Here is a 10887-nt window from a genome sequence, read left to right as displayed (position 1 = left end):
GAGGCTTCGAGTGCTTAGGATCGTGACCGCCCTTCTGCCTGGGGAACTACCGATCGCAGTGATGGAACGGAGTGGAGATTACATAAAGACACATATAGCCTACGGCAATAGCTAGCAGCTAATAAAGGCACCTAGCATCACAGCCCCTAACGGCGGCAACCAGGTGGACCGAGCAACTTCTACAAAACGAACTCGGCTAACGTCCTGGAAATACAAGACTTGGCTGATTTGCTCCGCTCAAAAGTTGCTCACTTTTGGCCACTCACCTTCTCCCCTGAGTATCAAAAAGGACCTAGGAGTAAAGCCCGGCGACGAATTCACCGTAACCGTTGTAGAGCAGCGTCGGCCGGCGTTCGTTCGTTCCGATCATACGCTCGGTGGCTTGCGACCAGCGCGGGTGCGGGACTCGCGGATTCACATTCGCCCAAAAGTCATACTCGCCGGGAACCACCTTGTGCCAGAAGGTCTCGGGCTGCCGCTCCACGAACTCGATGCGCACAATGGACTTGATGCTCTTGAAGCCGTACTTCCAGGGCACGATCAGCCGGATGGGGGCGCCGTGTTGCGGCGGAAGCTCGTGGCCGTAGATGCCGGTGACCAGCAGCGTCAGCTCGTTCGCCGCTTCCGCCATCGTGAGCGCCTCGAAATAGGGCCAGGGATACCACGGCGACCGCTGCCCCGGCGCCTGCGACGGCCGCTCGAAAGAGACCATGCGCACAAACTTCGCCTTGGCAAGCGGTTCGACACGATCCATCAGCGCCTTGAAGGGAAAGCCCGTCCAAGGCACAGCCATGGCCCAGGCTTCCACGCACCGCAGACGGTAGAGCCGCTCCTCGATGGGCATGAGCCGCGTGAGTTCGTCCACGTCGAATTTCAGCGGCTTGTGGACGAGACCGGCAATTTCCACCGTCCACGGCCGGGTCTCAAACCGCGCCGCCAGCTTTGCTACCTCTTCCTTCTGCTCGCTGAATTCGTAGAAGTTGTTGTAGCTCGCGGCAATTTTTTCATCGGTAAGCGGCCGGTCGAGAGTGAATTTCGGGTTGCGCCGCGCGGGATAAACGGAAGGGGAGGCAGGGAACGAGCGAGGTTGTTTCTGCCGGTTGTCCGCCTCGAGCATGGCCGGCCCCGCCACCAGAGTGGCCCCGGCGCCCAAGCCCGCCAGGGCGAGGTCACGAAGAAAGCGCCGCCGCGTGAATTGCTCGTAGATGGATTCGGGAGTCGCCTCGCCTTCGGGAATCTCCCAGCCTCGCGGCACGCGAAGGAAAGCCATCCGTCACCCCCCGATAGCAACCTAGGATAGCTTCTGGAAGGGCTCATGGCAACCATGCCCCGCAGACGGCAGCGGGATGGTTTGTAATAAGCAAGCTGAGGTTGATCTCATCCCTTCCTGTCGCCGGGAGGGCCGGGCAGGAAAAATTGCTGTTCACCAGGACAGGTTGGAAATATGATGAAGCTCGAGGGCGTCTTCGAGGCGCGCCCGTCGGGTCTGGTTGCCAGGGCAAAATCTCAAAGCGACGCGGAGGAGAAATGTCTTCGGATTTTCGATGGTGGTTCAGGCAGGGCTGCTACTTCGGTGCTTCGCTGATCGTGATCTCGTTCGGGATGCTTCTGATAGCGGTGAGCGAGAGCCAGAAAGATCCCTTTCGAATCGTCGTTCTCCTGATTGTCGGCGCGGCCGTCATCATCGCTGGCGTGGGGTTGTTGTTCGCCTTTGCTGCCCCGATTGCCGACCGCATCCACAACGCCTGGCGCGGCAGGAGCTAGTGCCGTTCCAACTATTGGCCCCTGCGAGTCTCACTGTGTCGCGATGCTCAGGGGAAGCGGTTGTCTTCTTTCCCTCCTAGCTTTTGCAAGTTGGAACGGCACTCGCCCGGGTAGCGCCACGGTTGGCCGGGGCGCATTGCCTGGGTTATACTTTCGGCTCCGATGGTGACTCTGAGCCGCATCGGTATCAACAAACCGCTCAAGCCTTCACGCATGCCGCTTTGGATTGTCCTGGCGGTGGTCGGCGCCGGGCTCCTTTACGGCCTCTATCAAATGGTCACGCCGGAGATCTACCGGCAACTGGATTCCTCGGCAACCTTTAACTATGTCTATGTCCCTTCCACCAGCGAATACGCCCGGCAACACCTGGTCCAGCTCAGCGTATGGTCGAATCGAGCGCCCATCAAGTCCGTCACCCTCCACTTTGACCGAAGCGCCCGGGGCGATTTTGCCCGGACGAGCACGATGCAGCGCGTCAAGGAAACGCGAACTTACATCGACGCCCTGCCTCACCTGGAGCGCGGGCAGCGCTTCTTCTATTACTTGGTTGCCGAAGACGAGGCGGGCACCGAGCTGATCTTAAAAGCTCAGAAGCAAAAGCTGGAGCGGCTGCTCAAAGGAGCCGGCGAGCGCTACTTCCACGTCACCTATTTTGCCCGAGTGCCGAAAGTCGTCATCGTTCCTCACATTGCCCTCATCACCGCCGCTCTCATCTTTCTTGTTCATTCGCTCTACTTTTCGTTAAGTCACCTGATCAACAGCAACGGCTTCCCCAAGCTCTACAAGACGGTCTTTTGGGGTTGGGTTTCCTTTGCGGTTGCGGTTTTGCCGCTGGGCTATCTGGTGGCCTGGTACGGGCTGGGCGTCGGCTGGGGTGGATTCCCGCTGGGATGGGATATCACCGATAATAAATCGCTTCTGACGGTGCTTTTCTGGCTGGGATTGCTGGTTTCGAGGCCCCATTCCTTTTTTCGCCGCGATCCGATGGGCATAGGAAAGCGTGACTCGCTCTCGGAAGGCGCGTTTGCGTGGCTGACCATCGTGGGACTGGTGTTGACGATCGGCATCTACATGATTCCCCACAGTATCTTTTTTCAGTAGCCAACCAACTCAAGTAGCAGCCAGGTGAGCCATCAGCAGGTTGTATAAAAGGAAGCACAGCGGCTCAGGGTTGGTGACGAGGAGGCGGGCATGGCAGGCCAAGCCAGGAAGCCGAGACTGCTCTATACCCTTGTTTGCGATGACGTCCGGCAGGAAGTGGGCGACAAAATCAGTCTCATGGGACTATTCGATAGCATCTACGCCCCGGTGCTGCCGGCTTTTCACCCGCGCATTGTCGTGGTCAACGCCTGGGGCAGCGGCCGCGGTCGCTTTCAGAGCACCATCAGGCTGTTGGGACCCGGCCGCGAGCTGGTGGGCGACCTGGGAGCAGCCGAGTTTGAGCTGGCCGACGAATCTCGCTTCCACCGCCACGTCGCCTTTCACCTGAACTGGCAGATTACCTCGCCCGGCACTTACTGGATTGAGGTGCTGCTGGACGGCACAAGAGAAGCGCTTGTGCCATTGCAGGTGGTGAGCGGCGGCCCTGTTTCGGCGGCAATTCACTGACCCGGCCGCACGCGCACTAGCTTTCTTCCGGAGGCTCGGGGTGAATGGTCACGCGAAACACCTGCGGAAAAGCTTCCTTGAGGCGCGTTTCCAGCTCGCCGGTAACATCGTGCACCCGGCCGATGGGCAGGCTGCCGTCCATGGTGCAGTGGCAGGATACGAGAATCTTATCTTCCACGTGTCGCACCGTTACTTCATGGCAATCGCGTACTTCGTGGAACTCGGGAATGAGGGTGTGAAATGTTTTCTGGATAGCGCGAGAAAGTTCGCGCATCTCGTCGCCCGCCTGAATCTCGGTGCAGTGCGTTTCAATGTGCGCGTTGATGCTGCTGACGGCGGGAACTTCCCGGCGCACTTCCGTCTCCAGTTCGCTCGCCACCCGGTGCGCCTCGCCGAGCGTTAGGGTCGCCGGAACCTCCAGGTGCAAGTCCACCAGCAACTGCCCGTTGAGCTGATGGACATCAAGGTCGTGCACATTCAGCCGTCGGCGTTGCGCGGCAGCGTGGATCACCTCAAAAATATTCTCGCTTTGACCGGCCCGCGGCTCCATGTGAACCACCACGTCGGCCTCGCCGATCATCTGCTCCACCCGCCGCTCCACCTCCTCCGAGACAGCATGAGCGCGCTCGAAAGGCATGGTCCGGGCCACGCTGATGGTCACGTCCAGGAAGTAGCGGTTGCCGGCCCGCCGCATCCGAATGCGCGTGCAGGCGAGCACGCCCTCCACCGCTTCCACCGCCTGAGCGACGCGATTGCGCAAAGCGACCGGCGTGGCGTCCAGCAGCGCGTCCAGTGTCCGCTTGCCGAGCCGCGAACTGACATAGATCACCACCCCGGCCACGCCCAACGCCGCCAACGGGTCAGCCGATCGCAGCCAGGCAACGTTGAGTCTCTGCCCCATCCAGACTGCCGCCAGCCCGAGGATGACGACCGAGGAACTCCAAACGTCGGTGGAAAAGTGGAGCGCGTCCGCTTCCAGCGCTTCGCTCCGGTATTTTCGCGCCACCCGGTAGAGCGCCCGCGAACGCCCCAGATCGATCCCGATCGAAAGGACCATCACCGCAAACGCCCAGACGGTCGGGTCCACGTTGGGATGCGTGAAGAACAGCCGGCGGAGGGCCTCAAAGATAATCCATGCGCAGGTAAAGAGAAGAAGAAGGGCTTCTACGAACGCTGAAAAGTTTTCCACCTTGCCGTGACCGTACGCGTGGGTCTCGTCGGCAGGACGGTCGGAGACGCTGACGGAAAGAAAGGTGATGACGGCAGCGATGAGGTCGAGGCCGGAGTGAGCGGCTTCCGACAAGATGCCCAGGCTCCCCGTCGCCACGCCGACCACCGCCTTGAAGGTGGTCAGGAAGACCGCCGCCACCACTGAGGTGAGGGCCACCCAGCGTTTCTCGTTGAGCGGGCTGATCGGTTTTTCGCTCACGACATCTTCCGGCGGGCGCAGCACGCACCCCGATTCCTTTTCTCAGGGCAGACCTAGACATTATATAATATAGGCATCCCCGCACGACTGTCTCAGGTTGCAGCTCGCTGGGCGCGGCCCGCGGCGTCCCGCGGACCTCTTCCGGGAGTGAAAACCCTCAGTGCAATCCCGCCGAGCGGCACGGATTCACCCGCGCTACAAGCTACTGATACGATCCGTAGTCCATCACCACAGTGAGGAATTTTGCCGCCTCGACCATGTCGCGCGCCGTGAAAACAATCGTGTGGCCATCGGTGCGCTCCACTCCGGGGAGCATGGCAAGAAGTTCCGCGTGGGCGGAAGATTTAAACGCGATTTGCAGTTTGATCGGTGAGCTCAAGCGATAAGGTTTGAAGTCGCTCAGGGGAATGGTTCGATCACCGGTAGGAGCAGCTTGCCAGGAATCGCTTCGCGCCCACTCCACGTCGTTGTAGAATCGCCGTGGGCTTGCGATCCGAAGGACGTGGGATGGCGAAGAAGGAAATGGGTCCGGTGGGGGAATCGTTGGCGGTGGCCGTCCCGCCCGCGCGTGCCTGGCAGGCGTTGACATCACCGTCGGAACTGAGCCGCATTCTTTTGGGTCGCGTCGAGCTCGAACCGAAGCCGGGCGCTTCCTTCCGTTGGCATTGGGGCATCTGGGAGAAAGTCGCCGCCAAGAGAGGCGACTACGCCTGGCGCGGGAGTGTGCTCGATGCAGTTCCTGGTTCGACACTGGTGCTCGGCGACCCCCGGCAGGTCGGGGTCGTGTGCTTCACCGTGAAAGGGGATGCCGACGCCTCGCTGGTGACCGTCGTGCAGCAAGCCGACCTGCGCCGCGCCAATCTCGAGGACTATCGCTACGGTTGGGCCGACTTCCTGCTGCGCTTCAAGACTTACCTGGAATTCCAGCCCGGTGGAAATGATATCCTGCTGCGCGCTTTGGTGCGCGGCACCCCGGGAGATGTCATTCGCACCTGGCTCCATGCCGGAGAAATGGCCAAAATCCTTCCCGGAAAAGTGACTCTCGCGCCAAAGGTGGGCGGCAAATTTCTTTGGGGGTGGCGTGGGCGACTCGATTCAGGAACGTTCCTGGAGATTGCGCGGGGGAGCCATGTCGCCTTCACCTGGGAGGGCACTCGCCGCCCCAGCGAAGTGCGCCTGGCCGCCGGCCGCGCGCCTTACGGCACTCTTGTCTCCCTCCACCACACCGGGCTCGTGGGACCCGGCGGCGCCGAGTGGCAACGCTTTCACGAGTGGCACGAGCTGCTCGAACGCCTTCGCTGCTATCTCTACTTTGGGAAAAGGATTCGCGTCATTTCTTAAGTTGCTTTTGGAAGCATGACCGATAAACGGAAGCCGATTCCGCTGGCCGGGCTCAAGCCGCCCGACGTGCATCGCATTCTCGTGCGGCGCGCCCAACTCGTCTTGACGGACGCGGACAAGAATTTCCTTCGGGACGTGGGCATCCCGCCAGGTGACGATGCTCTTCTCCTGGTCGAAGATTGCTGTGACCACTGCGGCACGAGCGTCATTCGTCGCGAAGCCTACCTCGACCCGGCCACCGATTCTCTCTACTGCCGGGATTGCATCCGCGGGTGGACCTACTGAAACGAAGAGCGCCGCCACGGGCATGCGCCACTCGAAGCATTTCCATCTGGAGTGCGGGAGCTTGCTCCCGCTCTCGGAAGGCAGCTAGCCGCCGCACCCCAAAGATGGTTGAAATCCGCATTTCAAGGAGACTACCATCCAGCGCCAGAAAGCAGAGGGTTAATGCCGTGAAACCAGCCTTTAAGCGAACAGCAGTTCTCGTCGGGATCTTTTTCCTTCTCGTGTTGAACTTTCCAGATCATTCGAGCTACGCCCAGCAGCCCGCGCCCGGTGGTACCGAAAGGCGGGCCAAATCGCGAAAAGTCGTCCCAAAAAGTAAGGAAAAAGCAACTCCGAGCACTCCTCCCATTCCGGCGCCCGCCACAGTTCAAGTTGACCCACTGCTCTTCAAGAGCTTCAAGTGGCGGTCGGTCGGCCCGGCCAATATGGGCGGCCGAGTGGCCGATTTCGCAGTGCTGGAAAGCAACCCCGACACCATTTTCGCCGGCCTCGGGACGGGCGGCGTGTGGAAGACCACGAACAATGGCGTCACCTGGACACCTGTTTTTGACCGCGAAGCGGTGGCGTCGGTCGGGGCGGTGGCCGTTTCTCAATCCGACCCGAACATCGTCTGGGTGGGCACCGGCGAAGCCAACAACCGCAACAGCTCTTCCTGGGGGAACGGCGTCTATAAGTCCACCGACGGCGGCAAGACCTGGTCGAACGTGGGCCTACAGGACAGCCACGACATCGGCCGCATCGCCATCCATCCCGCGGATACCAACACGGTTTACGTGGCGGCGCTCGGGCACCTCTGGGGAGCCAACCCGGAACGCGGCCTTTACAAGACCACGGACGGCGGCAAGACCTGGACAGCCGTGTTGCAGATTGACGCTGACACCGGCCCCGCTGGCAGCGCGACGGGCGTCGTGGACGTGGCCATTGATCCGGGAGACCCGAACATCGTTTACGCGGCCGCCTACCAGCGGCGTCGCACGCCGTGGAATTTCACGAGCGGCGGCCCTGGCTCAGGTCTCTACAAATCGTCCGACGCGGGGAAGACCTGGCAGAAGTTGACCCAGGGCCTGCCTGCCGGGCCGCTCGGCCGGATCGGCATAGACATTTACCGGAAAAACCCCAACGTGGTCTATGTGATCATCGAATCCGATTTGGGCGGCCGCACGCGGAGCATCGAGGAAAGAAGCCGCGAGGGCGGGCTCTTTCGCTCGGAGGACAAGGGTGAGAGCTGGAAACGGCTCTCCGAGGTCAACCCGCGTCCCTTTTACTACAGCAAGGTTCGAGTGGATCCACAGAACGAGGCCAACATCTATGTTCTGGGTGCGCGGTTCTACATCACCGAGGATGGCGGCAAAACGTTCCGCAACGACGGCGGCACGGGCATTCATGGTGACTTCCATGCCATGTGGATCAATCCCGCCAACTCCAATCACCTGCTCCTCGGCAGCGACGGCGGAATCTACCTGAGCTACGACCGCGCGAAGAGTTGGGACTTTGTCAATCACCTGGCGGTCGGAGAGTTCTACAACGTGAACGTGGACCGGCGCAGGCCCTACTTCATCTGCGGCGGCCTGCAAGACAATGGGAGCTGGTGCGGGCCCAGCGCCTCGCGCAACCTCGACGGCATCACCAACGCCGATTGGTACCGCATCGGCGGCGGCGATGGCTTTCACGTGGCCAGTGATCCCGACGACCCGGACATCGTTTACGCCGAGTCTCAAGGCGGAAACCTGTTTCGACTCAACCGCCGCACCGGAGAGCGCAAGAACTTGAAGCCCATTCCCAAAGAAGGCGAAGCCGGCTACCGGTTCAATTGGAACTCACCCTTTGTGATCTCCCATCACGACGCGAAGACGCTTTACTTCGGCGGGAATCGCCTGTTCAAGCTGACCGAGCGCGGCGATCGCTGGGACCCCATCAGCCCGGACCTGAGCACTCAGGACCCACAGAAGATGACAGCAGCAGGCTCGGGCGCTGAGACGCATTGCACCATCGTCAGCCTCTCCGAGTCTCCCCTGAAGCCCGGCCCCGCCGGTGGCGGGGGAGCCATCATCTGGGCCGGCACCGACGACGGCAACATCCAGGTGACCCAGGATGGCGGTGCTACGTGGACCAACGTGGCCGGCAACATCACCCCGACAAGTCCGGGCGCAGCCGGCCCCGCCGTTGGCGGGGCAAGCCTGGCCAAGAACCTCTACGTCAGCCGCATTGAAGCTTCGCACTTCGAGGAAGGCACCGCCTATGTTGCCCTCGACGGCCACCGCAGCGACGTCTTTTCACCTTTTGTGTTCATGACCCTCAACTTCGGCAAGACTTGGAAGAACATTTCGAGCAATTTGCCCACAAACGCGCCCGTGAAGGTCATCCGCGAAGACCCGCGCAATCGGCAACTCTTGTTCGCCGGCACCGAGTTTGGTCTCTACGTTTCCTTCGACCGCGGCGGGAAATGGCTTCCGCTCAAAAACGACCTACCGACTGTGGCCGTGGACGACATCGTGATCCACCCGCGCGACCGCGACGTCGTCATCGGTACCCACGGCCGCAGCATCTACGTCCTCGATGACATCACGGCGCTCCAGGAATTGACGCCCGAGGTGCTTGCCGCCGACGCGCACCTCTTCAGCATCCGCTCAGCGCTCCGCTTCCACTATCTCCCCGGCAACGCTGCCTGGGGCAATCGCTTCTTCAAGGTTAAAAACCCGCCCTTTGGGGCGTATATCAACTACTACCTCAAGGCGTTCACCGGCGACGAAGTGAAAATCACGATTGCGGACGCCGGAGGCAAAAAGGTGCGCGAGTTGACGGGCACGCAATACCCCGGCTTCAACCGCGTCGTCTGGGACCTCCAGTTCGATCCCACGGGGAGAATCGGCGCCCCCGGCCCCGGCGAGCAGCCCGAACTTGTGCCCACCGGCGAGTACACCGTTACGCTGGCCGTTGGGGAGAAGAAGCTAACGACCAAGGTATTGGTCGAAGAGTAGCGGTAGGCAACGGTGCCGGCAGGGCACGGCTTGAGCCGTGCCGTAAAAGGGGTAACAAACCGGGGGTTTCAACCCCTGAGGCGGGACTCTCTCCGACTGGTTAGCGAAGTTTTGACATTTATGAGAAATCTCTTAAATACAGTCGGTCGAATCAGAGAGGGAGTTCAGTTCAATCCCGTTTGAGGATCGATTGGTAACTAGCTCGCAACATGAAGTATTAGACACGTTCCAGGAGTTCGAAGTAGCGCTCACGAGTGATGCGCGCAGTCCGCAGAATATTCTTGATGATGAACACGGGAAGAGGATCGTGGCGGGGCACAACGACCGGGCGTGAAATGCCCGGTTTGGTGAAAACCATGTGGTCGCCCCGTTGTCGGACGAGTGCAAAGCCTTCGAGTTCCAAAACTCGCACAAGCTTGCGGTAGTGTGTGGGTGAGATCCGTGGCATACGGCTGGAGCTAGTGCCGTTCCAACCAACTCAGGCTAAGCTCTTCGAGAACTGAGCATTTACGCGTAATTTGTCGCGCCAACTCGTTATCCTGCTCAAATAGTTGGAACGGCACTAGGAACCCACAGGAACTGCCAGCCGAACTTTCTGTCTGGCTAGAACGCGGTAAGGACGGTAGGTCTTGCCATGCTTTTCAAAGCCTGCCTCAGCAAGAATGTCTTGCAGAGTCCCCCTGCGCGAGGCCTCTTCGAGAAAGAGGCTTACTGCTTCGCGGAGGCGGGCCCTAGCCTCGGCGAGAGAATCTCCGCAGCTAGAAACATCAAGCTCCGGGGCGTAGGCCACATACGTCCCATTTTCCCGCCAGACCTGGACAGTGAAGCTGATGTCCGGCTTAACCGTTTTTGCTTTAGAACGTATCTTCGTCATGCTACGCTGAAATTCTAACAACCCGCTCTTTGACTGTCAAAATGTGATCTGGGACCTCCAGTTCGATCCGGCCGGAAGAGTCAGCGCCCCCGGCCCCTTCGAGCAGCCTGAGCTCGTCCCCGCCGGCGAGTACACAGTTACTCTGGCAGTGGGCGAAAAGAAACTGAGTATGAAGGTGGTTGCGGAAGAATAGAGGTGCCGCAGGCGATTGTGGTTTTGAGTGGTTTCCTAGACCTTCCTCGATGCTGGACAAGCAAGGAAATCAGCGGAGCAAACAACGAGCCCCTGTGCACTTTGCTGTCGCTTTGGGAAGTTGTTCGACGTTCTCCCGCTGGACACAGATTGGAGCCATGGAGGGCAGTTGACCTATGTGCTCGGCCCCCCAAGGGAAGGCTGGGTTTCTTGCGGGAAATATCGTGTCCGCCTGCAATGCTTCGCGAGAGTCGCCAGCGTTTGCGGCATTTAGTTGCTGGTTCAGGAAGCTGTGTCTCACGGCACCCATCCCGGGTTAGATCAAGCGACTGCTAGGGAAGCGCACAAGACCAAGTTTTTCGCGACCGAATTTGATCACCAAGGAATTAACAAAATCCGGGTCGATAGCTTGGCAG

At 60.2% G+C, this 10887-nt stretch carries 11 protein-coding genes; 6 read left to right on the top strand and 5 right to left on the bottom strand.

What is annotated here, in order from left to right; translation table 11 throughout:
* Positions 1 to 292 precede the first annotated feature (292 nt).
* Entirely contained in the window at positions 293 to 1270 is a 978-nt protein-coding gene (msrP, locus tag VIH17_02005; GenBank protein ID HEY4682006.1) for a protein-methionine-sulfoxide reductase catalytic subunit MsrP, read from the bottom strand.
* A gap of 257 nt (positions 1271 to 1527) precedes the next feature.
* On the opposite strand from msrP, the gene VIH17_02000 reads away from it, so the two are divergent.
* The 3 genes from VIH17_02000 (at position 1528) to VIH17_01990 (ending at position 3372) form a co-directional block, all read left to right on the top strand.
* Entirely contained in the window at positions 1528 to 1764 is a 237-nt protein-coding gene (locus VIH17_02000) for a hypothetical protein (GenBank protein ID HEY4682005.1), read from the top strand.
* A gap of 162 nt (positions 1765 to 1926) precedes the next feature.
* Positions 1927 to 2865, top strand: a complete 939-nt coding sequence (locus tag VIH17_01995; protein ID HEY4682004.1) for a hypothetical protein — start codon at positions 1927 to 1929, stop codon at positions 2863 to 2865.
* A gap of 90 nt (positions 2866 to 2955) precedes the next feature.
* Positions 2956 to 3372 (top strand): hypothetical protein, encoded by a 417-nt coding sequence (locus VIH17_01990; GenBank protein ID HEY4682003.1) that lies wholly within the window; start codon positions 2956 to 2958, stop codon positions 3370 to 3372.
* 16 nt (positions 3373 to 3388) lie between these two features.
* Here VIH17_01990 and VIH17_01985 read toward each other — a convergent pair whose 3' ends face one another.
* Positions 3389 to 4801, bottom strand: coding sequence for a cation-efflux pump (locus tag VIH17_01985; protein ID HEY4682002.1), 1413 nt, complete (start codon positions 4799 to 4801; stop codon positions 3389 to 3391).
* A 202-nt stretch (positions 4802 to 5003) separates the two neighbouring features.
* Positions 5004 to 5264, bottom strand: coding sequence for a M55 family metallopeptidase (locus tag VIH17_01980; protein HEY4682001.1), 261 nt, complete (start codon positions 5262 to 5264; stop codon positions 5004 to 5006).
* A 44-nt stretch (positions 5265 to 5308) separates the two neighbouring features.
* Between VIH17_01980 and VIH17_01975 the strand changes: the two genes are divergently transcribed.
* From VIH17_01975 to VIH17_01965, 3 genes are all read left to right on the top strand, one after another.
* Complete coding sequence (locus VIH17_01975; GenBank protein HEY4682000.1) at positions 5309 to 6142, top strand: SRPBCC family protein; 834 nt, start codon at positions 5309 to 5311, stop codon at positions 6140 to 6142.
* 15 nt (positions 6143 to 6157) lie between these two features.
* A complete protein-coding gene (locus tag VIH17_01970) occupies positions 6158 to 6427 on the top strand; it encodes a hypothetical protein (GenBank protein HEY4681999.1) in 270 nt (89 codons plus the stop codon).
* Positions 6428 to 6864: 437 nt separating this feature from the next.
* Positions 6865 to 9405 carry a hypothetical protein gene (locus VIH17_01965; protein ID HEY4681998.1) on the top strand — a complete coding sequence of 847 codons (2541 nt, stop codon included), beginning with the start codon at positions 6865 to 6867 and terminating at the stop codon, positions 9403 to 9405.
* 217 nt (positions 9406 to 9622) lie between these two features.
* Here the strand turns inward: VIH17_01965 and VIH17_01960 are convergent, their stop codons facing one another.
* Positions 9623 to 9853, bottom strand: a complete 231-nt coding sequence (locus tag VIH17_01960) for a type II toxin-antitoxin system HicA family toxin (protein ID HEY4681997.1) — start codon at positions 9851 to 9853, stop codon at positions 9623 to 9625.
* A gap of 114 nt (positions 9854 to 9967) precedes the next feature.
* Positions 9968 to 10279 (bottom strand): type II toxin-antitoxin system HicB family antitoxin, encoded by a 312-nt coding sequence (locus tag VIH17_01955; protein ID HEY4681996.1) that lies wholly within the window; start codon positions 10277 to 10279, stop codon positions 9968 to 9970.
* Between the last annotated feature and the right edge of the window lie 608 nt (positions 10280 to 10887).

The sequence above is a fragment of the Candidatus Acidiferrales bacterium genome, from assembly GCA_036514995.1.
Classification (GTDB): domain Bacteria; phylum Acidobacteriota; class Terriglobia; order Acidiferrales; family DATBWB01; genus DATBWB01.
Note: the sequence above shows the minus strand (reverse complement) of the source record. Positions and strands in the feature narration are given on the sequence as shown.